Consider the following 24,240-nt stretch of genomic DNA (forward strand, 5'->3'; position numbering starts at 1 on the left):
TATTATGGAAATTAATAAAATGTATAAAATTGCATTGCAATATAAACAAAACGCATACACGCCATATTCTCATTATAAAGTGGGATGTTGTGTCAAAGATATAGAAGGAAACTATTATGGAGGTTGTAATATTGAAAATGCTTCATTCAGTCCTACTATTTGTGCTGAAAGAACAGCAATTTCGAAGATGGTTTCTGAAGGATTTAAATTAATAGATACTATTTTAATAATTGGAGATTCTGATTTTACGTATCCTTGTGGTGTTTGTAGACAAGTAATTAAAGAATTTTCTAACGAAGATACGAAAATAATAATAGCTAAAAATGAAAAAGAGTATAAAATTTATAATATTAAAGATTTGTTACCTCATGGTTTTAGTGGAGATGATGTAAATGTTTAAATCTGGATTTGTTTCAGTTATAGGGAGAAGTAATGTAGGGAAATCAACTCTTTTAAATAGAATTTTAGGAGAAAAACTAACAATTATTTCTGACAAACCTCAAACTACTAGAAATAAAATACAATTGATATATACTGACGAAAATATGCAAGCAATATTTTTAGATACTCCAGGAATACAAACACCAAAAAATAAACTTGGAGATTATATGCTTAAAGTATCAATGTCAACTTTGAACGAAGTTGATGTTATAACATATATAGTAGATACTACTGAAGAAATAGGAAAACTAGACTCTGAAATTATTGAAAAATTAAAATTAGTTAATACAAAAATAATTTTATTAATCAATAAAATAGATAAAATATCAAGTGATAAAGTCAATGAATTAGTAGAAATGTACAGTAAAGTAGGAATATTTGAAGAAATAATTCCAATAAGTGCATTGACAGGAGATAATTTAGAAGGATATTTAACTTCTTTAAAAAATAATTTGCCTGAAGGGCCAATGTATTATGATAAAGATAGCGTAACAGATCAACCTATTAGACAAATTGTACAAGAACTAATTAGGGAAAAGGCCCTAATGAATTTATCCGATGAATTACCACATGGAATAGCTATAACTATTGAAAAATTCAAAGAAAGACAAGGCAGGAATTTAATTGATATAGATGCTACTATTATTGTTGAGAAAAAAAGTCATAAAGGCATGGTAATTGGGAAAAAAGGATCAATGATTAAAAAAATTGGAACTGATGCCAGAATTGATATTGAACAATTATTAGATGCTAAAGTAAATCTGAAACTATGGGTTAAAATAGATGAAGAATGGAGAAATAAAGATTCTAGATTAAGGTATTTGGGTTACAACTAATGGAACAAGATTACATCAAGACACAAGCTATTGTGTTGGAGCATATAATTTATGGAGAAAATTCTATAATTTTGAATGTTTTCAGTAAAGAAGAAGGTATTATTGGGATTTTCATCAATAATATCAACTCCATGAAATCAATTATAGAATTTAATGTTCTATCAGTGAACGATTTTACCTTAAGAAAAGGAAATCAATTCTATTATTTGGTGGATTATGATTTAATTAACTCTAATTTTAATATAAGAACTAACTATAAATCAGAATTATTTAGTTTGGTTATAGTTGATTTAATAAAGTCAATTTTTTACAATGAAGTATGTAATGCAAAAGTATACTCTTTAATATTGAAAACAGTAATATTCTTATCAAAATATTCGGATAGTCAGTATGCTTTAATTAATGCGTTTATTTTGAAGTTAGTATCATATCTTGGGTATCAACCAAGTATGTTTTATGAAAATAGTCATAACAAGTTTTATTTAGATGGCGGATTTATAGATTCCGATGGAGAATACTACCAAATAGATAACTTGCACGCAAAGTATATGATATACTTAATGAAAAATAGGTATGATGATATAGTTAATAAAAAGTATGAATCTATAAATGAAAACGAAATTTTAAAAATTTTGTTAAAATACACCATGAACAATTTTGGAATTGAATATTTGGGGTCATTAGGCTACCTTGAATATTTATAAGGAGAAATAATGTATAACTTATTAATAGATATAGTGACTAATAATATTCCTGAGAATTTTATAGGATTTATAAATAGATCGCTTGACGAAAAAATAAGAAAAGAATTAAAAAAACTGCAATTAGTATATTCAAATATAGATTTGGATACAATAAAAGATCATTTTTTTATTTACATTACTAATATAGAAAATCCAGGATATACACTAGAAGATTATGAAAATGTAATAAATAAAGCTATTGATTCTATAAATTTCAAGTACAAATATGATTCAGAAAGTTTATCATTTAGAGAGTCTATCTTGTACATTAAAATTTTTAATGAAAAAGAAAATAAAACAATAGAATTCAAAGGCTTAAAAGAAGATAAAGATGACAGCTTAGTTAATTCTTCTACTTTTAACAATTTTTCTTCAGAGTTACTAAAAAACCAAATAATATTAAAAAAAGAAGAAAGATTACAATCATTTGAAAAAAGCGCTAATAAACTTGCTAGAGCAAATGGTTGTTCAATCATTAATAACAAAAGCATACTCAACGAATACGCGAATAAATTTGATTATCCTGTTAGCGTTGAAGGATCATTTGACGAAAAATATTTATGTATCGATAAATCAATACTTTATACAGTTTTGATGGAAAATTTTACAGTATTACCGATGGAATTTGATAACGGAAATAGTTCAAACTTTTTTGTTTACGCGAAAAACAAGAATTCTGAAGATTCCCAAGCTTTGATTCAAGAAATTAATAACAAATTAGAAGAAATAGATAATTTGATAAACCAAAAATCAGATAGAAAACTTGAAGACTTTGTTGAGGATTTGAAAACAGTTAATTATATCAATAATTATGGTAACTTTTATGACAAAACTCAAAGACTAATAAAGATATCAATTGAATTATGTAAAATGCTTTCAGTTAGTCAGGAAACTATTGATTCTGTTAGAAGGATAGCATTTTTATGTAAAGCGGATAAAGCTACTGAAATCGTGCAAAAATGTTCTTATTTACACGGCCTAATTGGAAGATTGTATGCTAAGTCTGATGGAGAAGATAAGATTGTTTATGAAGGAGTATATGAACACATTAAACCGAGATTCATATCCGAAAACATTCCAAATTCAACTGCTGCTAGAATTGTTGCAATTTCTGATAAAATGGAATATGTTATGTCCTACATAATATCTAGTAGTGATGATAATTTTAAATATAATTATAAGTTAAGAAAAACTATAACATCTGTGATTTATATAATACTTAGATCAGAATTAGATTTTAATTTAAGTGATTTTATTACTAAAATTTTATATGTATTTCTCCAAGACAAGGGAATAGTAGATTATGAGTATTTTGAAAAAAGTATAAAAGAAATTATTCTTGATGTTTACAGAGATGAGTGTGTAAAATTAGGGTATGATTTTGATGAAGTTGATGTGATAAATTATAACAATTTAAATATTTTTAAGTTAAATCGTTTATTGACTAATCTTCATGACATAAACACAAAAAACAATGGCAAGTTAATGATTCAAATTCTAAAGATGTTGGAGGTAAACTCTAGTGAGTGCAAGTATACTCCGATGGAATTAGATAACAATAATTTGTGCAATTTATTAGAAAAATTAGCAAACTGTTCTGATGAAGATTTATCTTACTATAAATTAATTTTCAAAGGTGTATTTAAGAAAATAAATTAAGGAGAATGTTATGAATAAAACCATGGTAGTTATTTCTGATTCCACGGGTGAAACAGCGAATCAAGTTTTGGATGCTGTTAAAGTTCATTTTGATATTAAAAATGTTAGAATAAAAAAATTCTCAAAAATTATTAGAAGAGAACAGATTGATGAAATATTAAACAAAATTAATGGAGAAATCCTAATATTTTCAACAATCGTAGATCGTGATTTGCTGAATTATTTGATTGAGAAAACAGAAATGAATGAATCGATTTATTTAGTAGATGTTCTATCATATCCTATCTTAGTTTCAAGTAAGTTTTTTAAGCAACAACCTAAATTCGATATTGGATTAAATAGAAAAGTTGACCAAGAATATATTGAAAAGATGGAAGCTTTAGAATTTGCAGTAAAATATGATGATTGTAAGGATAAGTTTGGTATTTTAAAAGCTGATATTATATTAATAGGAGTTTCAAGAACTTCAAAAACGCCATTGAGTTTAAATTTAGCATTCAAAAATTATAAAGTATGTAATATTCCAATTTTACCAGAAGTCGAAGTCCCATTTGAATTATTCAAAGTTGATAAGAAAAAAATTATTGGTTTGATTATTGACTCTGATAAACTTAATAATATCAGAGAAAATCGAATGGCTAAAATTGGTTTGCAATTAGGCTACTCGGATGATTCAAGGATAGAAAAAGAGCTTGATTATGCAAAAGAAATTATGAACAAGATAGGCTGTAAAATAATTAATGTTACGGATAAAACAATTGACGAAACCTCTAATGAAATAATTTCATATATTGATAAATAACAGTAAAATTTAAGTTCTCATTTTTTGAGAGCTTTTTTTGTTTTAGCTATTGAATTATGATAAAATATTAAGAGAATACTGGAGGTAAATGTGGAAAATAGTAGATACGAAATTCAAAGAAAAATAAATGAAGACAAATTTTCTACGACATTTAAAGCATATGATAAAAAATTAAATAGATACCTTAGTTTCAAGGAATATAACGACAAGAGATATTTTGATACATTAGCAAATAATTTAAAATCTTTATCAAACTTACATCATCCTAATATTCTTGAAATGTATGACTTAATGATTAGTTCTAATAATAAGTGTTTTTTAACTTATGAGTTTTTTGATGGAATATCATTGGATAATTTGTTTAAAAGAAAGAATGTTTCAGAATCTTTTTTATTTGATATTTTGAGAAAAATTTTACTTTCATTAATTTATTCAGAAAATAATGGGATATTTTTTGGGAATTTACGAATTTATAATATGTTAGTAGATGAAAATAATAATTTTAAGATTGATATTTTCAAAAACTTTGATGGAGAAAACTTTGGTAATAGTGAAGCTCAGTTAAATCATAATATTAACCTATTATTAGAAATTTTAGAAAATTCTAATATAGATATTGAAAATAGTAATTTAAATAGTTTTTATCAAAATTTAAGAAATAACTCATATGATGATACACAAGGTATTATGAAAGATTTAAATAAAATCGATAATTATAAAATGACAGGTTCAAATAATGAATCTATAGATAATACAATTAAATTAGATTTAAAAAATGAGCATGAGAAAAATATGTCCTATAAAATAGATGAAAATTTATTTGAAGAAGAAATTAAGAACAAAAAGAAATCTCATAATTATCTTAAATCTTTCTTAGTGTATTTTACATCTGTATTATTAGCTTTTATTGCTGCTGCAGCAATAATTTTTTACTATAATTTGAGGCCAAAAGCACCTGACTATGTTGGAAAAAACCTAAGACTTGCTGTTGATCAAGCTACAGCGAATGACATTGAATTAGTTGTGGACAAATCAGTAAGCGTGGATAAGTCAGATTTTAATAAATATGTAGTTATTGGCCAGAGCCCAAAAGTTGGCGATAAGCTTTTATTTAAGAAAAAAATTAAGGTAGAACTTGGATTAGAAAAAGAAGATACTATGATTAATTTAATAGGTTTAAATTTGAAAAAAGCTAAAAAAGAGCTATCTAATCTTGGTTTAAATGTTAAGAAAGTTAGATACAAAAAAAGTTCAGTATATGATGAAGGTGTAGTAATTGACCAAAGCATTGAAGCTGGTAGAAATATTAAAAATGGAGATTTCATTACTATAACTGTAAGTTCTGGTAAAGCAAGAAAAACAGAAACGGTTGAAGATGAATATACTCCACCTGAAGAAAATGAAAGACCTAATGAAGATGAAACTGATAATTCTAGTGTAGATAATAATGATTCTAATTCAGATAATAATCAAGAATCTGATAATGAAAATACTAGGAAAAACGATAATAACAGTGGGGAATAATATGGAGTATTTTTCGATTTCATATAAGGGTGATATCAGAGAAAAAAATGAAGACTACTATAAAAATGAAACTTTCAAAGATTCCCAAATTTTTTTAATAGCAGATGGTATGGGAGGATGCAAATACGGGGAAAAAGCTTCTGAAATTGCTGTTGAAGAGTTTTTGATTTGTTTTAAAAATCATTACGATGAAAAACTTAGCATGAAAGATTTGATTTATGGATCAATTCATCATGCAGGTTATAAAATTTTGGATTTCTCAAAATCAAATAATTGCCTAAATAATATAGGAACAACATTCTTAGCTACTATTATTAAAGAAAATACAATGTATTTATTCAATGTTGGAGATAGCAGAGCTTATTTGCAAAATGAATATGGTTTTTATCAAATATCAAAAGACCATGTTGTAAAAAATAATGAAAATCTTAAAAATGCTATAACAAGAGGACTTGGCTTTTTGAGTATGGATAAACCTGATTATATTATTAAGGAATTAAACTCTGATGATCAGATACTCATGGCTACCGATGGTTTTTACAAATTCATTGATAATAGTAGTATTGAATATATTTTGAAATCAAACTTAACCGTAAACGAAAAATGCAATACATTATTAGAAAATGTAATTAATAAATCCGATGATAATATAACAATTACATTAATTAAAATATAAAAATTATTTATAAGCTATCGAATATCGATGGCTTATATTTTATAAAGGAGATTTAAATGGAAGAAAACAATAATAAATTAGCTTCAAATTCTTATGTTAATTTATTTATAAATAGACACGGACATGCTCCGACTTATTCGATAATTACACATGGTTGTCAAATGAACGAACATGATTCCGAAAAAATCAAAACATTACTAGAAAACATGGGATTTGAACAATCTGATGAAAAATTAGATGCAGACTTTATTATTTTTAATACCTGTTTGGTAAGAGAAAATGCAGAAATGAAAGTCTATGGGCAATTGGGAGCATTGAAAAACTTAAAAAGAGACAATCCCGATATGCTTATTGCAATTTGTGGATGTATGATGCAAACTGGTCCAGCGAGAGATATAATTAGAGAAAAATATCCACAAGTAGATATAGTATTTGGAGTGAATAACATTAATTCATTACCATATCTTATAGATAGACACCTAAGCAGTGGAAAATTAGTTGTAGATATTGAAAGAAAAGATGATATTGACGAAGATATTGCTATCAAAAGGGACAATGAATATGTTGGATATGTAAATATAATGACAGGATGCAATAATTTTTGCACTTATTGTATAGTTCCTTATGCAAGAGGAAGAGAACAAAGTAGATCTGTTGAAAGTATTTTATCTGAAGTGAAAAGAATGGTAGATCAAGGCTATAAAGATATAACTTTACTTGGGCAAAATGTAAATTCTTACGGAAAAACTCTTGAAAAACCGGTTACGTTTACGGAATTGTTAACTAAGGTTAATGACGTTGAAGGACTTGAAAGATTAAGATTTTTGACAAGTCATCCTAAAGATATTTCTGATGAACTAATCGATGCTATGGGTAAATTAGATAAAGTTTGCGAAAACATTCATCTACCATTTCAAGCAGGATCAAATTCGGTTCTAGAAAGAATGCATAGGAGATATACTAAGGAATCTTATTTAGAGAAGGTAGAAAAATTAAAGAAAAGCGTAAAAGGAATTACTTTTTCAACTGATATTATAGTAGGATTTCCAGGAGAAACAGAAGAGGATTTTCAAGACACTTTAGATGTGGTTAGAAAAGTTGGATACGAACAAGCTTTTACATTTAAATACAACAGAAGACCGGGAACAAAAGCTGATTTATTCGAAGATCAAGTTGATGAAGATGTAAAACAAGATAGATTAGAAAGACTTTTGGATGTTGCTTATCCGATTTTTTACGAGAAAAACAAATCTTATCTTGGAACCATACAAGAAGTATTAATTGAAGGAGAAAGTAAGAATAATCCTGAAGTAATGACAGGAAGAACTAGGACATTTAAATTAGTAAATGTTAAATGCGATAAATCTTATATAGGGAAATTAGTAAATACGAAAATTGTAGATTTTAATTCTTTTGCATTAACAGGGGAAATGGTGGAATAATATGAGTTATACTCCTATGATCAAACAATACAAAGAAATAAAAGAACAAAACAAAGATTGTATATTATTTTTTAGATTAGGAGATTTTTATGAAATGTTCTTTGAAGATGCTTTACTAGCTTCCAAAGAACTTGAAATTGTTTTGACACAAAGAGACTGTGGAGAAAATCAAAAATGTCCAATGTGTGGTATTCCTTACCATGTTAGTGATGTTTATATTAATAAATTGGTATCAAAAGGATATAAAGTTGCTATATGTGAGCAACTAGAAGATCCAAAATTAGTAAAAGGTTTAGTGAAAAGAGGAATTATTAAAATCTATACCCCTGCCACAGTTATAGAAAATGAAAATTCTGATACTGGAAATTTTAATTATTTGATGAGTATTTCAAAAAAATCAAATGAAGTAGCTATTTCGTATATAGACATCTCAACGGGTGATGTTTCATATACTAATACTACATCTGATGATATTTATAAAATAATTGAAAATGAGATTTCAAAAATTACTCCGAAGGAAGTTATATTTAATGATCATGAGTTTTCAGCCAAATCATTAGAAACGATAGCAACTAAGTTTTCTATTGTATTAACAACTGTTAATAATAGCACTAATTCTTTAGATTTCATTAATAGTAAGATAGAATACGATAATAGCAACAGTGAAACAACTAATATTTGTGTTGCGAATTTATTAAAATATGTGTTCAGATATCAAGAGGATTTAGTTCATATCAATAGCTCCAGTAAATATTATATTAATGAATTTATGGAGATTGATTCTAATAGCGTTATTAATCTAGAAATTCAAAAAAACTTATATACAAATTCTAAAAATGGTAGTTTGTTCGGAGTATTGAATCATACAAAAACATCTATGGGATCTAGACTATTGCATAGTTATCTAGAAAGACCATTGATGGATAAAGAAGAAATTCTAACTAGACAAAGTAGGGTTGAAGAAATTTTTGAAGATTATGAGTTATTAGTTAATTTAGAATATAGTCTTGATGGTATATACGATTTGGATAGACTGATAGCTAAATTATCATATAAAAGTGCCAATGCCAAGGATTTAATCGCTTTAAAAGTTTCTATTGAAAAGATTCCGTATTTAAAAACTCTCTTAAATTGCAACAAGAAAAACATACAATTAATAGGAGAAAAATTAGATGATTTAGGAGACATATACGATTTGATAGACAAATCAATAGTTGATGATCCTCCAGTAACTTTGACAGAAGGAAATTTAATAAAATCTAATTTTTCTAATGAATTAGATCAATTGAGATACAACAGAGTTAACGGAAAAAATGAATTAGTAGAATATGAAATGTCTGAAAAAGATAGGTTAGGAATTAAAAACTTAAAAATTGTTTTCAATAAAAAACTTGGTTACTTCATTGATGTAACCAAATCTAACTTAAATAAAGTTGGAGATGATTACGAAAAAAGACAAACATTAACAAATTCTTCGAGATTTAAAACTAAACAATTAGAAGATATAGAATCAAAAATATTAGATTCTGAGGATGAGATATTTGAACTTGAGTATAAAATATTTGAGGACATTAGAAAAATAATTCTAAAAAGTTTATCTAGAATAAAAAAATCAGCTGATTTGATTGCAATCATTGATGTATCAAATTCACTTGCTAAATGTGCTTACTTGAATAATTATATTAAGCCTGATATCAATACTTATGGATTAATTGATGTATTAGAATCCAGACATCCTATAGTGGAGTTGAGTGTGGGCCAATCTGAGTTCATAACAAATGATATTTTAATAGGATCAGGCAAAAATGATATACAGTTAATTACTGGACCTAATATGAGTGGTAAATCTACGTACCTAAGACAAGTTGCCTTGATTTGTATATTGAATCAAATTGGTTCATTCGTACCTGCTACTAAGGCTAATATTTCAATTGTGGACAAGATTTTTACAAGAATTGGTTCAAGTGATAACTTATTTAAAGGTGAATCTACTTTCATGGTGGAAATGAAAGAAATGAGCAACATTATTAAATATGCAACATCAAATAGTTTATTAGTTTTAGATGAAATTGGCCGTGGCACATCAACATTTGATGGACTAAGTCTTGCTTGGGCTATCGTTGAGTATATTTCAAAGAATATAAAAGCAAAAACTTTGTTTGCAACTCATTATCATGAACTTACAGAATTAGAAAAAAAGTTGGATAATCTCATCAATATGAAAGTCGATATAAAAGAAACTAATGACTCTATTATATTTTTAAGAAAAATTACTAGAGGTTCGACTGATAAAAGCTATGGTATTGAAGTAGCTGAATTAGCTGGAATGCCAAAGACTCTTATAAAACGTGCTAAATCAATTTTAAAAGAAATTGACAAGGAAGATACTAAAATTGATTTACCAATTGCAGATTTTACAGTTAATAACGATGATGACGATGAAAAAAATATTAATGAATTGGAAAATTTCAAGGATGAAATTAAAAATATTAATATAAATGAGATTACTCCTCTTCAGTCTCTACAACTGTTAAATGAGCTTGTTATTAAGGCTTCGAAATTAGGTGATAAAGATGATTAAGTTATTGTCAGAAGATACAATACAAAAAATCGCAGCAGGTGAAGTTATTGAAAGACCTGTTTCAGTTATAAAAGAGTTGGTTGAAAACTCTATAGATGCTGGAAGTGATACCATTGTTGTAGAAATTAAAAATGGTGGGAAAGATTTTATATCTGTTAGCGATAATGGTTCTGGAATTGAAAAAAATGAAATAGAATTAGCGTTTAAAAGACACTCAACTAGTAAGCTTGAAAAATTTGATGATTTGTATAATATAAGTACATTAGGTTTTAGAGGAGAAGCGTTAGCTAGTATTCTTGCTGTGAGTAAACTTTCTGTTAGTACGAGAACAAAATCAGAAAAAATAGGGAAGAAAGTTGAGTTTAGAAATTCAAAGGTTATAAGTGAATCTGATGTTGCAATGAATGTAGGAACTAAGATAATAATCAAGGATCTATTTTACAATGTGCCTGTAAGAAAAAAATTTATGAAGTCAGACCAGACAGAAGCAAATCTAATAACAACTACAATGTACAAATTTGCTATTTGCAATACAGAAGTTTCAATTAAATACATTAAGGATAACAAAACTCTGTTTGAGACTAAAAAGAATTCCTCAATTAGGGAGAATATTATTAACTTATTTGGTACTTCGATGTCGAATAATTTAATTGATATAGATATAAATTCACGAGATTACAAAATCCATGGCTATATTTCAAATAATAATTTGTATAGAGCTAATAGACAAATGCAATATATATTTCTAAATGGAAGATTTGTTAAATGTGAAGACATAAGAAATACTGTAGAATCTAATTATAAATCTGTAATACCTAATGGAAGATTTCCATTATTTTGGTTGTTTTTTGAAATAAATCCAAAGCTTGTAGATGTTAATGTTCATCCAAATAAACAAAAAGTTAAAATTTCTATTTTAGATGAAGTATTAGAAGAACTTAATAAAAAAGTTAGATTTTTATTAGAAAATAATTCACGAATTGCAAATATTAGCCAGTCAATTCCTGATGATGACAAGTACAAAGATTTAAGAAAAAATTACTTTGAATCTGATTCAAACTTAATAAACTATAAGTATGATAAGGTGTCAGAACCTACTTATTCTTATAATCTTTTTAATGATAATTCAAAATTAGGTAATTTAAGAAATATAAAATACAAAGATGAGTCAGAAGATATTATCAGAAATCCAGAAACTACCGAAGATTTTGTTGTAGACAATAAAATAGAAACTCAAAATACTTTAATTACTAACTTTAACGAACAAATTAAAGTTGAACCTTCTTTAAAAAAATATGAAAAATTCGATATATTAACAGTTTTATTCAAAACTTATATTTTGGCTAAGGATAATTTCGACAGTAAAATTTATTTATTTGACCAACACGCATGTCATGAAAGAATTAATTATGAAAAATTAACAAAACAAATGCAAGATAAAGAAGTAATATCTCAAAATTTAGCTTTTCCAATTAATATATCTTTAACTGATGAATTAATGGAAATATATGCAAATAACAAGAATATATTTGAAGAATTGGGATATGAAAGTGATGTTTTTTCAGATGATTCCGTTGTTATTCGTGCTGTTCCTTATTTATTTGGAAATTCAAATGCTGAGTTTTTATTTACTGATATTTTGGATACTATTGCTAAGAATTCAAATGATCCTTTTGATGTAATAGAGTCTAAAGTAATAAAGAGATCTTGTAAAATGAGCGTAAAATCAGGCGATACATTAAGTAACTTTGAAATAATTAAACTTTTAGAAGATTTATTTAAATGTGAATATCCATTAACTTGTCCTCATGGAAGGCCAACTTTTATTGAAATGAATGAAAAAGATTTAGAAAAAATGTTTATGAGGATAAAATGAAAAAAAAATGTATTGTAATCGTCGGACCTACTGGAGTAGGGAAGACTAGGTTAAGTATTTTTTTAGCAAAAAGATTAAACAGTCAGATTATTTCTGCAGATTCTATGCAAATCTATAAGTATATGGATATTGGTACTGCAAAAGTCGAACCAAAATATCAGAAAGAAATAAAACATCATTTGATAGATATAGTTAAACCAGATGAGAATTTTAATGTAGAGGAATTTCAAAGTCTTTGCATAGAAAAAATTGAAGACATTTCAGCTAAAAACAAAATTCCAATTATTGTTGGAGGAACAGGATTATATATCAATTCTATAACACATAAATTAGAGTTTAACACTGTTAAGTCTGATGAAAAATTAAGATATGAATTGGAAAATATTGCAGAATCACAAGGTAATCAAAAACTTCACGAAATCTTAGAAGATATAGACCCTGAGTCGGCAAGTAAAATTCATATGAATAATGTGAGACGTGTTATTAGAGCAATTGAAGTGTATAAGCTTACTGGACATAAGTTTAGTGAAATAAACGATAAATTTGATCACTATAATGATGATTATGATTTTTATATAATTGGGTTAAATGATGACAGACATATCCTTTATGAAAGGATTAATCAAAGAGTGGATGAGATGATCGATGAAGGCTTTATGGCCGAATGTAAGTACATTTATGAAATGACAGATGAAAATTCCCAATCAATACAAGCTATAGGTTACAGAGAAGCTTTTATGTATTTGAATAATGAGATCTCTTTTAAAGATATGGTTAGTTTAATGAAAAAAAATAGCAGAAAATATGCCAAGAGACAATTAACTTGGTTCAGACAAGATGAAAGAATTCATTGGATGAATTTGAAAGATTTTAAAAAATTTGAAGATATTGAACAAATTTGTTTGGAAAATGTGAAAGAATGGTTATATGATAAAAGATAAAATAAAAGAATGGTATGATGTAGATAATTATAGCTACGATACAGTAATAAAAAGTAATAATCAACTATCAGATAAATTTAAAGAATTGGAGAATTTGGAGTTTGTTAATCAACTTAAGGTTTTGAAAGCTTTCCAAGATAATAAGTTACAAGCTACAGATTTTGCATCAACAACTGGATACGGATATGGAGACGTTGGAAGAGATAAATGTGAAGCGATTTTTAGGGATATTTTTAAGGCAGAAGACTGTCTTGTTAGACCTTCAATTGCTTCTGGAACCCACGCTTTAAGCTTATTGATGAAGGGCGTATTATTACCTGGAGATAAGTTATTATATATTACGGGTTTGCCTTACGATACATTACAAGAAGTGATAGGCATTGAAGGTAATTCACCATGTAATTTAAAAGAGTATGGTATTGACTTTGACTATGTTGATTTGGTCGATAATAATATAGATTTAGAATCTGTAGAATCTAAAATAGACTCTTCAGTAAAAATGATTGCTATTCAAAGGTCAACAGGATATAGCTTGAGAAATGCTATAAATATTGAACAAATTGAAAAAGCAGCTAAATTTATCAAAGATAAGTTTCCTGAAATTATCATCATGGTTGACAACTGTTACGGAGAGTTCACTGAATACAAAGAACCTATTGAGGTTGGATGTGATGTTATTGCTGGATCTTTGATAAAAAATCCAGGTGGTGGAATAGCGCTTTCTGGTGGATATATTGCTGGTAAAAAATCCATCATCGATAGGGTAGCGAATACATTAACAGCACCAGGAATAGGGAAGGAAGTAGGAATAACTTTTGGCACTACTAGAAACACACTGCAAGGGTTATTTATGGCTCCCAAGATTACAATAGAAGCTATGAAATCAGCATTATTATTTTCTCATGTATTTAAAAAATTGGGATTTAAAACAATACCTGATGTGGAAGATAAAAGAAGTGATATAATTTGTGCGATTATTCTAAAAAACGAAGAAAGAGTTGTAGAATTTTGTAGATCAATTCAAGAGTCATCTGTCGTAGATTCACACGTAGTTCCTTATCCTTGGGATATGCCAGGATATGATGATAAAGTTATAATGGCATCAGGAAGCTTTATAGATGGTTCTAGCATAGAGATTTCAGCTGATGGTCCATTAAGAGAACCTTATGTCGCTTATTTTCAAGGATCACTGAGTTATAATCAAGCATTACTTGCTTGTATGAAAGTTGTTAAGAATTTAAAAAATAAAAATTTAATTTAAAATGACAAAAGCCCTCTAATTATTGTGTTAATTAGAGGGCATAGTTTTATTTAATAAATTGTTCTGTATAAACCAATAACTTTTCCTAAAATTTCTACATCTTTTACAATAATAGGATACATAGTTGAATTTGAAGGTCTTAATTCAATATGATCTGAATGTCTGTAAAATCTTTTAACTGTTGCTGATTCGTCCATTAACGCAACGACAATATCACCATTGTTTGCAGTATTTTGTTTGCGAACAATTATTTTATCGCCGTTTAATATTCCGTCTTCAATCATAGATTCTCCTTGGACTTTCAAAATAAAAACTACACCTTGTGATGTATATTCTATAGGAAGAGGAAATGTATCTTCGACATTTTCTATGGCCAAAATTGGCATTCCAGCTTGAACTTTTCCAACAATAGGAACATCTATAGTCTCTTTTTTTATTTCGTTTTCTTGTTCTTCATAAACGCTATCTATAATTTCTAAGGCTCTATTTTTTAAAGGATCTCTTCTTAAATAACCCTTCATTTCTAATTTCAAAATATTATTATGAACAGTTGATGTAGAGTTGATATTCAAACTATCACCAATTTCACGAATAGCAGGGGGATATCCTTTGTAATCTATATATCTTTTTATAAATTTTAATATTTCTATTTGCTTAGAGGTTAAATCATCGTACATTAATATACTCCTTTTCTATTCTTTTCTTGATTATATCATATTTCTTCAAGAAATGAAACATTTGTTTTCTTTTTTTATAGAACATAAAAATTTTTGTTGACATATAAGAACATATGTTGTAGAATAAAACCATAGAACATATGTACAGAAAATAGTTTCTGAACGGGAGGAAATATGAAAAAATATAAAATTACAAATAAGTTCAAATTTTTTAGATTTATATCGATTTGTTTTGTAGCATTGTGTTTGATAACTCTAGTATTAACATCTAATCTTAGTTACGGTAATTATGAAAATCAAGAATATAACACTGAGTATTATATCGTAGAACCATCAGATTCATTATGGAAAATTTCTACAAAATTCAAACCAGATAATATGAGTACAAGACAATTCATATCAATAATAAAACAATATAATCGATTTATAGAAGGTAGCTCAATTAAAGTAGGCGAACATTTGAACATACCTTTAATAAATAAATAAGATACTGTTATACTCCTAATACTATCTAATAACAGTAATGAAGATCAAGCACATGTCTTGATCTTTTTGTTTTTCTTAGTTATTGTTTTTTAAATCGTTGTTTAAGGTATTAAGTGGGTTCTTATTTACTGCACTTCTTAAACTGTTATTATCTACATGGGTGTATATTTGTGTGGTTGACACTGATTCATGTCCTAAAATCTCTTGCAGTACTTTTATATCGACATTACCATATTGATACATTAATGTCGCTGCTGTGTGACGTAATTTATGAACACTGTATATACTTGTGTCAAATCCACCAGCTTTTAAATAATGTTCAATTCTGTACTGTATAGCACGATTACTCATTCGATTTCTTTTTTTACTAATAAAAAGAGCGTCATTATCTATTTCTGGTCTTATTTTAAGATAATTGTCTAAAGCATCTAAACACATATCATTTAGATAAACAGTTCTTTCTTTGTTTCCTTTACCGATAACTCTCAATGTATTTGTTTTTATATGATCAATATTTATGCTGCTAAGCTCAGATAGTCTCATTCCACAGTTTAAGAATAATACTGTAATACAATAATCACGAGCTTTTATTTCTTCATCTTTTTCACGTAATATAACTTTAAGTAAATTTAATGATTCATCAAGCGTGAGATATACTGGTTGTCTAATATTTTTTTTCGGCGAATCTAAAAGTTCTGCAGGGTTTATTATATCTAATTTTCTTATATTGATAAGATACTTATAAAAAGTTCTTATACTAGAAGTTTTACGGCTACGTGTAGATGAACCATTGGATCTGTTATGGTCTAAAAATCCCATGAAAGAGTGCAAATCAATAACATCGATATTTTTGAAAAAATTCAAATCTACATCAGAAGAATCAATCTTAACAATATCATCAAATGATTTTAATTTTATATTTTGCTTACGCGCTAGAATGTATTTAATCATTAAATTGATATCGTAAGCATATTCTTTAACTGTGTTTGACGAACGTCCTTTAATAGTTTCTAAGTAGTCTAAAAAGTCCATAAGTATCATAGGATAGCTATTCATAGTACCTCCAAAATCAATAACCTTAATGTCACAAAATTATTATTTTGTGACATTGTAATTTTATCAAAAACCTCCTCTATTGTCAAAAAAATATAGCAAATTTTAATTGCTATATTTTTTGATCTACTATAAAATTTTTTAAGTTTTCTAATCCTTGTTTAATGTCTTCAATACTTGTTGCATAGCTCATTCTAATATATTTGTCATCTCCAAAAACAATACCTGGTACGAATGCAACGTTATATTTAGAAAGCAATTCATTACATAATTCTAAAGAATTATTAATTGTACTATTATAAAATTGATCTATTTTAATGAATATATAGAAGGCTCCTGCTGGATAAATATATTCTATGTCAAATTCATCTAGTTTGGATACTATATAGTCTCTTCTGGACTTAAATTCACCAATCATTTGCTCTACTTCATCAGATTCGTCTTTTAACGCTGTTAAACCGGCTATTTGGCTCAATGTATTAGCATTGGATGTAATATGTCCTTGAAGTCTTTTTATGAGCTTAGAGACCTCCTTAGAGCTACAAGAATAACCCAACCTGAATCCAGTCATTGCATAAGCCTTTGAAAAACCATTTATTGTTATTGTTATCTGATTAATTTCATCAGATAAGGAGGCTATACTTATAAAATCTTTATCATATGATAATCTTTCGTAAATTTCATCAGATATAATATATACATTATTTTCGACTGCCCAATTACCAATACTAAGTAATTCTTCTTCTGAATAGATAACTCCTGTAGGATTAGAAGGATTATTTAATATAAGACATTTAGTGTTTGAGTTTTTATATTGGTTTAATATATCGACATCGACTTTGAAGTTTTCGTTATATGGTAAAATGACAGGCTTACAATCTGTTAATTTACACATTTCAGGATAACTTAACCAATATGGAGATGGTATAAGAACTTCATCATTAGGATTTGTTAATGCAAATAAGCTATTAACTATTGCTTGTTTAGCACCAGTGGATACAACTATAGAATCTTTATCGCATTTTATATGATTACATTTGTTAAGTTTTAAACTTATTTCTTCTCGTAAATCAGGTATTCCGCTAGTATCAGTATATCTAACAATTCCGTTATCCAAGTACTCTAAAGTTTTATCAATTATATATCTTGGAGTCTTGAAGTCTGGTTCTCCAACTGTAAAGTTATAGACTTTTATTCCTTCTTTTTTTAATTTATTAATTTTAGCACTCAACTCAAGTGTTAAAGATGGATTTATACTGTTAATTTTATTTGATAACATAATTGCTCCTTAATTCGTGTAGTTTTTTTATAGATTTAAGTGTTGTATAATTTAATGCAAAATTTCCCATTAAATAGTTACCATCAAACTGCTTTCCATGACAGTCGCTTCCTGCTGTATATATTAGTTTGTTTTTTATCGCTATATTTAAATATTTTTTGATATCAGTAAATGAATGCTTTGAATTAATTACTTCAATTCCATCAATACCCATTTCTATTATTTCATCTACAATATTATCATCATTCAATGTTATAGGATGTGCTAAAACACATACTCCATTAGCTGATTTTATAGAATCAATAATGTTTTTTAGTGATGTGAAGTTTTTTGCGACATAACATTTACCTTTTGGAGATAAATATTCGTTAAACGCTTCGTTTTTATTTTTGCATATATTAATATCTACTAAATATTGAGCTAAATTACTTCTAGAAAAAACTTTATCCTTACTATAATTTAGGACTTTTTCTTTGTCAATTTCGATTCCAAATTTAGCAAAATTTTTCTCAAAAATATCAATTCTATTTGCTCTATCATTTATGGCTAATTCAGAAATTTTTCGTAAGTTTTCATTGGAACTATCTACATAGTACCCAAGAATATGTACTTCTTTGTTTTTGTAAGTTATACCAAATTCTACAGCTTTAATGATGTTAGTATTATAAAGTTCTGGATCAGCAGACATTAAAATATCATGATCAGTAATTGCAATTTCATCTATATGATTTTTATTTGCAGTTTTTTGAATTTCTTCAATACTTAATCTTCCATCACTTTCTGTAGAATGTACGTGCATATCAATCATTTTTAAATCCTTTTAAAGTTTTTCATATTAGAAGAAGGTCAACAAATGTTGACCTTCTAAATTAATTCTTATTTTGCGTAATCAGATACCCTATTTTCTCTTATGACATTTACTTTAATTTGTCCAGGATATTCTAATTCACTTTCAATTTTATGAGCTACATCTTTTGCTAATATAACCATAGCGCTTTCATCAATAACTTCTGGTTTAACCATAATTCTGATTTCTCTACCGGCTTGTATAGCATAAGAACTTTCAATACCATCAAATGAATTAGCTATTTGTTCTAGATTTTCTAATCTTTGGATATAGTTTTCCATAGATTCACGTCTAGCTCCAGGTCTTGCTGCTGATATTGCATCAGCAGATTGAACTAATATAGATTCGATACATGTCGGTTCAACATCTCCATGATGAGCCTCAATACAATTGATAACATCTTTAGGCTCTTTGAATCTTTTAGCAGCGTTAACGCCTAGTTCAACGTGTGGTCCTTCGATTTCGTGGTCAATTGCTTTTCCTAAATCGTGAAGTAATCCACCTCTTTTAGCTAATTTCACATTTACTCCTAATTCACTTGCAAGCATTCCAGCAATATTAGATACCTCAATAGAATGTTTAAGAACATTTTGTCCATAACTTGTTCTGTAATGTAGTTTACCAAGAATTTTAATCAATTCTGGATGTAAACCATGTACATTAGTTTCATCACAAGCTTCTTCGCCTTTTTCTCTTATAGTATTATCTACTTCTTTCTTGGCTTTTTCAACCATTTCTTCAATTCTAGTAGGATGAATTCTTCCATCAACTATAAGTTTTTCCAAAGCGATTCTTGCAATTTCACGTCTTACAGGATCAAAAGCTGATAATACAACAGCTTCTGGAGTATCATCAATTATTAAATCTACACCTGTTAAAGTTTCAAATGCTCTTATGTTTCTACCTTCACGACCAATGATTCTACCTTTCATATCGTCATTTGGTAAATTAACAACAGACACAGTAGATTCCGCTACTTGATCTGCGGCATATCTTTGAATTGATGTACTAATGATTTCTCTTGCAAATTTTTCAGATTCTTCCTTAGTTTTGGATTCGATTTCTTTAATAATAGCAGCTTGCTCACGTATTGTTTCAGATTTAACTCTATCAAGAATAATGTCCTTGGCTTCATCGCTTGTTAATCCTGCAACTTTTTCCAATTCTAATTCCTTTTCATCTATTATGGATTGAATTTTTTGTTGCATATCGTCAGCTTTCTTTAATTCTGAATCTAGCTTTTTGTGCTTCTTTTCTAATGATGCATTTTTTCGTTCTAAATTTTCTTCTTTAGAATTAAGTCTATCTTCTTGACGACTGATTTCTTTCAATCGAGATTTGTTTTCTCGATCCAAATCACTTTTCATCTTAAAAATTTCATCTTTTGCTTCTACTAATAGTTCTTTCTTCTTAGTTTCAGCATCTTTGTTTGCATCTTCAATTATTTTAACAGCATAATCTTCAGCACTTCTGATTTTTTTCTCGGCCATGCTTTTTCTCAAAAAGAAACCTATTACAATACCTAAAATTGCAGCAATTATAGCAATTATTAAAGATGTCGCGGTGCTCATAAATACACCCCCTTTATTCAATTTTCAATATTCATTAAATAAATCTTTTGGATAAATTTACTCTTTTAGTGTAGTACAAATACCGTTGATTGTCAATATTTAGATATATAATAGAAAATTATATAACATCTATTTCAGATGTATTATTTCTATTTGTAATTCTATAGTTAATATCTCCAATAGCTGATAAGTGAGCGTTATGGGAAATCATTATAATTTGTTTATTGTATTCCTCACTGATCTCATTGATAAAATTTGCTACATTGTGTATATAGTCTTCACTAACATGCTTACAAGGTTCATCAAGTACAATAATATTGGCAAGATTATTTTCATATAGCATGATAAAAGAAATTCTTAGTGCCAAAGAAACTATATCTACTACTCCACCACCTCTAGCATCGACAATATCGTAGGTAAAAGTTTTAATCTCACCATCAATATCTAAGCTTTCTTCTATAAAAAACTTGGCAGAAGGATTGTTATTTTTAATTTTTATTTCGATTTTAAAATTCATTTCTTTTTCAAAGATATAACTTAAACATCTACTTACAAGGTTTTCTATTTGAATTTTGGCTTGTTCTCTTGAATATTCTGAAGTCTTATCATAAAGCATTTTTATGATTTCAAGTTTTTCTATTTGCTTTTCAAGAGTATCAATACTTTTTTTTGTAGCTAATATTTCTTCTTCTATTGATTTTTTTACCGCTAATTCACTTTGATACTTAATTTCCATAGAAGTGATTTTGGATCGAATTTGAGTTAAATCAATTTTTTGCATCAGGAAGAAGCTCCTCAGCTTTTTGTAAATCTTGTTCGATTTGATTTTGTAGTCTAGTAATTTCTGATTCAAGATTTTCAGGATCTATATTTAATTCTTTCAACTGGTTAAGTATATCTTCTTTTTGCTTCTCTAAATTCTCTAACGCAATTTCGGCTCTATTTTTTTCTTCTTTAGCTTTATCAAGTCTTTCTTTTATGTTGTTAAAACGTTCATTAGTATTCATTATTTCCTTAACTCCTTTACTATTTGAGTAACATGATTTTCATCTATTTCACTTAGACAAAATGGACATATTTTTTCTTTGTAAAGATTTTCTTTGTATTTATTTATCAAGTCATCTATTAAAAAATTACATTCAGCTAATACTTTAGTATTCTGTTGATAAATCTCTTGTTTTTCATCTAAGGTGTTTTTTATTATTTTTAGTTTGGTTAACAATTCGAAAGCTTTGTTAATATTTAATAATATAATTTGTAAATTATTGATAGAATTCAATTTATCTAATTTATCATATTGGTCTAAAATGATTTTATTAATTTTTAGATATGAAATGTTAAGTTTATATAGTTGTATATATTTTTCTTTGTTTTTATCAATTCTATTTATTAAATCAGATACTTTAGATGTATTAATACTTGTTAATACCTGACTATTATTGCTTATTGATTGGTTAATTCTATAGTAATTTTTATTTAAATTAGATAACTGATTTAAAATTTGGATATCATTTTGAGTATTTAATAAGATATTATAGGATTTAGGCACTTGTTTAAATTTCTCTAATATAGTTTTATAGTTGGTATAACTACTTTTTACGTAAGTTAATCTATCATATAATGGTTTCAAAAACTTCAATAAAGTAAGATTTTTATCGATGTTATCAATAATTTCTGATATCAAATCCGTATATCTTAAATTATTCAATTTTACATTACTAGATTCGATACCTTTTATTATTTCCTGAGAATACTCATATAGTTGATTAAGTTTTGTAAAGGAAGACATATTATCTTCTGTATTCTGCAAAGTTTCTGAACAAATATCTAGTCCTTTGTAGTTATCTAAGTATTTATAACCATTTTTAATCCTGACATTTAATTCAGAAAGTTTAATGGATAATGTTTTCAATATATTTAATTTTTCAGAATTTTTGGCTAAATTATTGTATAGAACTCTTAGGTTGTCAATTTTTATTTTTTCTTCATTTAAATAATCATATTTATTTAGAGATTCTTCTTTTTCGTTGATAAAACTTTTTTTAAAATTTAATTCTCCTTTTGTGCTTTTTATTTCTCTTGAGACATTTCTGGATGCATTGTCTAGTATATCAATATTTACTAGTTTCCCGATAGCATTTGCTTTTGTAGAATCTGTTTCTGACAGCAAAAATGAATTTTCTAATTGTGAAGCGATTAAAATATTGTATTTCTCGTTCAAGAGATTAACTTTTTTAAAAAGAAAATCATCTTGAATTTCTGATGGTATTTCTCTACCGAAATTTTCATATTTCTTTATCTCTTCATTATCAGGATTATTTTTAATGTAGTAATAATTAGTATTACCTTTTCTACCTCTTAAAATAAAATTACCATTGTTAAATACAATTTTGACTTCAACATTATTGTATCCATTTCTGATTAATAAATCAGTTGTGTAATCATTGAATAAGACCCATGATAGAGCTCTAATTAAGGCAGTTTTTCCACTATCAGAAGCACCTGTAATTAAGTTCACTTTTTCTGAAAGCTCAAAATGACCTTGTTCGTATGACTGAAAATTAGTTAAATATATATCGGTAATATACATTATTCTATTCTCCTTATGGCTTCATCAATAATTTCTTCATCTATTTTCATTTCTCTTCCTATGGATTTTAAGTTGTTATTGATGTCTATAATCGGATTGCTTGATAACTTTGAAAGTCTTTCTTTTATATCCAAGAGACTTTTGTTTTTAATAGAATACGGGTTTAATTTATCATTAGAAAAAATTTCACTACTATTTTTTGCACTTTTTAGAAAAATTTCTTCAATTTTGATATCATCTTTTGTAAGTTCAATTATCAAGACCTTAGGTATTCTTTTTCTTTCTGATTCAGTATTAGTCATTCTAGCAATACTTCCTGGATTTGCAAAAAACTTTTCATTTACCTTTACAGTTTTAAATCCAGTATGATAGTGACCACTTAAAACAATATCACAATCAGTATCCATAATTTGATCGATTAAAGTATACTCAATTTGTTCAATAAATTTCTTATACAATAAAAAGCTGTGTATCATTAGTATATGATAGTCTACATTATCTAATCTTTTAGGATAATAGTAAGATTTATCAGATGAATCAATATCATGAGTATATGGTTGGCCAGATATTTGAACCCTCAAACCATCCCTTTCCATTATAATAGGCTTATCTTCTTCAACTAGTTCTAATACATCTAATGAATTGTATAGTCCCATCATAGCTCTATCTATAGATTTTGGATTATAACCATATATATCATGATTCCCACTTATTATGTGAATTTTCTTCGGAAAAGTTTGAAACAATTTACCAAATTTAGATGCTGTTTTTATTCCAACATCTGCTTTATCAAACAAATCTCCACCGTGAAGTATCATGTCAACATTTTCATTTATTGATATTTCTCTTATTTCTTCAATTTTTTTATAAATAGAATCTTCGTAATCGTCAATTCTAGATCTAGGATTTCTAGATTTTATATGTGTATCTGTAAAAAATAATATCTTCATAATAG

At 27.2% G+C, this 24,240-nt stretch carries 22 protein-coding genes; 13 read left to right on the forward strand and 9 right to left on the reverse strand.

Features of this window, described 5'->3' with window-relative positions:
• Positions 1-4: 4 nt before the first annotated feature.
• The 12 genes from cdd (at position 5) to GKG00_RS03000 (ending at position 14,782) form a co-directional block, all read left to right on the forward strand.
• A complete protein-coding gene (gene cdd / locus GKG00_RS02945; protein ID WP_094208578.1) occupies positions 5-400 on the forward strand; it encodes a cytidine deaminase in 396 nt (131 codons plus the stop codon).
• Entirely contained in the window at positions 393-1,277 is an 885-nt protein-coding gene (gene era, locus GKG00_RS02950; RefSeq protein ID WP_154254185.1) for a GTPase Era, read from the forward strand. The genes cdd and era overlap by 8 nt, the downstream gene beginning before the upstream one ends.
• Positions 1,277-1,981, forward strand: coding sequence for a DNA repair protein RecO (gene recO, locus GKG00_RS02955; protein WP_154254187.1), 705 nt, complete (start codon positions 1,277-1,279; stop codon positions 1,979-1,981). The genes era and recO overlap by 1 nt, the downstream gene beginning before the upstream one ends.
• Before the next feature lie 9 nt (positions 1,982-1,990).
• Positions 1,991-3,679, forward strand: coding sequence for a glycine--tRNA ligase subunit beta (locus GKG00_RS02960; protein WP_154254189.1), 1,689 nt, complete (start codon positions 1,991-1,993; stop codon positions 3,677-3,679).
• A 10-nt stretch (positions 3,680-3,689) separates the two neighbouring features.
• Complete coding sequence (locus GKG00_RS02965) at positions 3,690-4,481, forward strand: pyruvate, water dikinase regulatory protein (protein ID WP_154254190.1); 792 nt, start codon at positions 3,690-3,692, stop codon at positions 4,479-4,481.
• A gap of 90 nt (positions 4,482-4,571) precedes the next feature.
• The gene (locus tag GKG00_RS02970) at positions 4,572-6,005 is read left to right on the forward strand and encodes a PASTA domain-containing protein (protein ID WP_316445239.1); all 1,434 of its coding nucleotides are present in this window, start codon (positions 4,572-4,574) and stop codon (positions 6,003-6,005) included.
• A gap of 1 nt (position 6,006) precedes the next feature.
• Complete coding sequence (locus tag GKG00_RS02975) at positions 6,007-6,681, forward strand: protein phosphatase 2C domain-containing protein (protein ID WP_154254193.1); 675 nt, start codon at positions 6,007-6,009, stop codon at positions 6,679-6,681.
• Positions 6,682-6,737: 56 nt separating this feature from the next.
• On the forward strand, positions 6,738-8,123 hold the full coding sequence (gene miaB / locus GKG00_RS02980; protein ID WP_154254195.1) for a tRNA (N6-isopentenyl adenosine(37)-C2)-methylthiotransferase MiaB: 1,386 nt from the start codon (positions 6,738-6,740) through the stop codon (positions 8,121-8,123).
• A 1-nt stretch (position 8,124) separates the two neighbouring features.
• Positions 8,125-10,704, forward strand: coding sequence for a DNA mismatch repair protein MutS (gene mutS / locus GKG00_RS02985; RefSeq protein WP_154254197.1), 2,580 nt, complete (start codon positions 8,125-8,127; stop codon positions 10,702-10,704).
• Complete coding sequence (mutL, locus tag GKG00_RS02990) at positions 10,697-12,580, forward strand: DNA mismatch repair endonuclease MutL (protein WP_154254198.1); 1,884 nt, start codon at positions 10,697-10,699, stop codon at positions 12,578-12,580. The genes mutS and mutL overlap by 8 nt, the downstream gene beginning before the upstream one ends.
• A complete protein-coding gene (gene miaA, locus GKG00_RS02995) occupies positions 12,577-13,521 on the forward strand; it encodes a tRNA (adenosine(37)-N6)-dimethylallyltransferase MiaA (RefSeq protein ID WP_154254199.1) in 945 nt (314 codons plus the stop codon). Before mutL ends, miaA begins: the two co-directional genes overlap by 4 nt.
• Complete coding sequence (locus GKG00_RS03000; protein ID WP_154254200.1) at positions 13,508-14,782, forward strand: methionine gamma-lyase family protein; 1,275 nt, start codon at positions 13,508-13,510, stop codon at positions 14,780-14,782. Before miaA ends, GKG00_RS03000 begins: the two co-directional genes overlap by 14 nt.
• 50 nt (positions 14,783-14,832) lie before the next feature.
• Here GKG00_RS03000 and lexA read toward each other — a convergent pair whose 3' ends face one another.
• Positions 14,833-15,459, reverse strand: a complete 627-nt coding sequence (gene lexA / locus GKG00_RS03005; RefSeq protein ID WP_002836400.1) for a transcriptional repressor LexA — start codon at positions 15,457-15,459, stop codon at positions 14,833-14,835.
• A gap of 174 nt (positions 15,460-15,633) precedes the next feature.
• On the opposite strand from lexA, the gene GKG00_RS03010 reads away from it, so the two are divergent.
• Complete coding sequence (locus GKG00_RS03010) at positions 15,634-15,945, forward strand: LysM peptidoglycan-binding domain-containing protein (protein ID WP_154254201.1); 312 nt, start codon at positions 15,634-15,636, stop codon at positions 15,943-15,945.
• Between the two features lie 75 nt (positions 15,946-16,020).
• On the opposite strand, the gene GKG00_RS03015 is transcribed toward GKG00_RS03010, so the two are convergent.
• The 8 genes from GKG00_RS03015 to GKG00_RS03050 form a co-directional block, all read right to left on the reverse strand.
• Entirely contained in the window at positions 16,021-17,001 is a 981-nt protein-coding gene (locus GKG00_RS03015; RefSeq protein ID WP_154254202.1) for a tyrosine recombinase XerC, read from the reverse strand.
• Between the two features lie 109 nt (positions 17,002-17,110).
• A complete protein-coding gene (locus GKG00_RS03020) occupies positions 17,111-18,229 on the reverse strand; it encodes a pyridoxal phosphate-dependent aminotransferase (protein WP_241673644.1) in 1,119 nt (372 codons plus the stop codon).
• A gap of 34 nt (positions 18,230-18,263) precedes the next feature.
• Positions 18,264-19,085, reverse strand: a complete 822-nt coding sequence (locus GKG00_RS03025; RefSeq protein WP_154254204.1) for a PHP domain-containing protein — start codon at positions 19,083-19,085, stop codon at positions 18,264-18,266.
• A 68-nt stretch (positions 19,086-19,153) separates the two neighbouring features.
• The gene (rny, locus tag GKG00_RS03030) at positions 19,154-20,695 is read right to left on the reverse strand and encodes a ribonuclease Y (protein WP_154254206.1); all 1,542 of its coding nucleotides are present in this window, start codon (positions 20,693-20,695) and stop codon (positions 19,154-19,156) included.
• A gap of 118 nt (positions 20,696-20,813) precedes the next feature.
• The gene (locus tag GKG00_RS03035) at positions 20,814-21,476 is read right to left on the reverse strand and encodes a chromosome partitioning protein ParA (protein WP_094224689.1); all 663 of its coding nucleotides are present in this window, start codon (positions 21,474-21,476) and stop codon (positions 20,814-20,816) included.
• Positions 21,463-21,702: a hypothetical protein gene (locus GKG00_RS03040; protein ID WP_094224690.1), complete on the reverse strand. Its 240-nt coding sequence runs from the start codon at positions 21,700-21,702 to the stop codon at positions 21,463-21,465. The genes GKG00_RS03035 and GKG00_RS03040 overlap by 14 nt, the downstream gene beginning before the upstream one ends.
• Positions 21,702-23,285 carry an AAA family ATPase gene (locus tag GKG00_RS03045; protein ID WP_154254208.1) on the reverse strand — a complete coding sequence of 528 codons (1,584 nt, stop codon included), beginning with the start codon at positions 23,283-23,285 and terminating at the stop codon, positions 21,702-21,704. The genes GKG00_RS03040 and GKG00_RS03045 overlap by 1 nt, the downstream gene beginning before the upstream one ends.
• A complete protein-coding gene (locus GKG00_RS03050; protein ID WP_154254209.1) occupies positions 23,285-24,235 on the reverse strand; it encodes a metallophosphoesterase in 951 nt (316 codons plus the stop codon). The genes GKG00_RS03045 and GKG00_RS03050 overlap by 1 nt, the downstream gene beginning before the upstream one ends.
• Between the last annotated feature and the right edge of the window lie 5 nt (positions 24,236-24,240).

It is taken from the genome of Finegoldia sp. BIOML-A1, assembly GCF_009678325.1.
GTDB classification, from domain to species: Bacteria; Bacillota; Clostridia; order Tissierellales; family Peptoniphilaceae; genus Finegoldia; species Finegoldia magna.

Bases quoted from the DNA above. Each gene is read 5' to 3' on its own strand.
- miaA (WP_154254199.1), top strand. From the start codon at position 12,577: ATGAAAAAAAAATGTATTGTAATCGTCGGACCTACTGGAGTAGGGAAG.
- GKG00_RS02965 (WP_154254190.1), top strand. From the start codon at position 3,690: ATGAATAAAACCATGGTAGTTATTTCTGATTCCACGGGTGAAACAGCG.
- cdd (WP_094208578.1), top strand. From the start codon at position 5: ATGGAAATTAATAAAATGTATAAAATTGCATTGCAATATAAACAAAAC.
- era (WP_154254185.1), top strand. From the start codon at position 393: ATGTTTAAATCTGGATTTGTTTCAGTTATAGGGAGAAGTAATGTAGGG.
- GKG00_RS03040 (WP_094224690.1), bottom strand. From the start codon at position 21,702: ATGAATACTAATGAACGTTTTAACAACATAAAAGAAAGACTTGATAAA.
- GKG00_RS03050 (WP_154254209.1), bottom strand. From the start codon at position 24,235: ATGAAGATATTATTTTTTACAGATACACATATAAAATCTAGAAATCCT.
- GKG00_RS03045 (WP_154254208.1), bottom strand. From the start codon at position 23,285: ATGTATATTACCGATATATATTTAACTAATTTTCAGTCATACGAACAA.
- GKG00_RS03025 (WP_154254204.1), bottom strand. From the start codon at position 19,085: ATGATTGATATGCACGTACATTCTACAGAAAGTGATGGAAGATTAAGT.
- mutL (WP_154254198.1), top strand. From the start codon at position 10,697: ATGATTAAGTTATTGTCAGAAGATACAATACAAAAAATCGCAGCAGGT.
- rny (WP_154254206.1), bottom strand. From the start codon at position 20,695: ATGAGCACCGCGACATCTTTAATAATTGCTATAATTGCTGCAATTTTA.
- mutS (WP_154254197.1), top strand. From the start codon at position 8,125: ATGAGTTATACTCCTATGATCAAACAATACAAAGAAATAAAAGAACAA.
- GKG00_RS02975 (WP_154254193.1), top strand. From the start codon at position 6,007: ATGGAGTATTTTTCGATTTCATATAAGGGTGATATCAGAGAAAAAAAT.
- GKG00_RS02960 (WP_154254189.1), top strand. From the start codon at position 1,991: ATGTATAACTTATTAATAGATATAGTGACTAATAATATTCCTGAGAAT.
- lexA (WP_002836400.1), bottom strand. From the start codon at position 15,459: ATGTACGATGATTTAACCTCTAAGCAAATAGAAATATTAAAATTTATA.
- GKG00_RS03035 (WP_094224689.1), bottom strand. From the start codon at position 21,476: ATGCAAAAAATTGATTTAACTCAAATTCGATCCAAAATCACTTCTATG.
- GKG00_RS03000 (WP_154254200.1), top strand. From the start codon at position 13,508: ATGATAAAAGATAAAATAAAAGAATGGTATGATGTAGATAATTATAGC.
- miaB (WP_154254195.1), top strand. From the start codon at position 6,738: ATGGAAGAAAACAATAATAAATTAGCTTCAAATTCTTATGTTAATTTA.
- recO (WP_154254187.1), top strand. From the start codon at position 1,277: ATGGAACAAGATTACATCAAGACACAAGCTATTGTGTTGGAGCATATA.
- GKG00_RS03010 (WP_154254201.1), top strand. From the start codon at position 15,634: ATGAAAAAATATAAAATTACAAATAAGTTCAAATTTTTTAGATTTATA.
- GKG00_RS03015 (WP_154254202.1), bottom strand. From the start codon at position 17,001: ATGAATAGCTATCCTATGATACTTATGGACTTTTTAGACTACTTAGAA.